1 protein-coding gene is annotated in these 303 nt (G+C 43.2%); it reads left to right on the forward strand.

Features of this window, described 5'->3' with window-relative positions; all coding sequences use genetic code 11:
* Positions 1–303: glycoside hydrolase family 2 TIM barrel-domain containing protein (locus C1G53_RS01825; protein ID WP_330847457.1), on the forward strand; the 303-nt coding region annotated here is incomplete at both ends.

A 303-nucleotide genomic window follows, 5' to 3' on the forward strand; every position in this document is an offset into this window, starting at 1 on the left:
ACAGCAACGCCTGATAAGGATGAGGTTATGGATTTGGTCGATGTTGTCTGTCTCAATCGTTACTATGGTTGGTATGTTGCTCATGGTGACTTGAAGGCGGCAGAGAAAGGGCTCCGTCAAGAGTTGGAGACTTGGCAAAAACTTTATCCTGACAAGCCGATTTTGATTACGGAATATGGTGCAGATACTCTTCCAGGTTTGCATTCGATGTGGGATATTCCTTATACAGAGGAATTTCAGGTGGATTACTACGATATGAACCATTGCGTCTTTGATTCAATTCCGAATTTAGTTGGTGAGCAG

It is taken from the genome of Streptococcus suis, assembly GCF_002960445.1.
Lineage (GTDB): Bacteria > Bacillota > Bacilli > Lactobacillales > Streptococcaceae > Streptococcus > Streptococcus hyiners.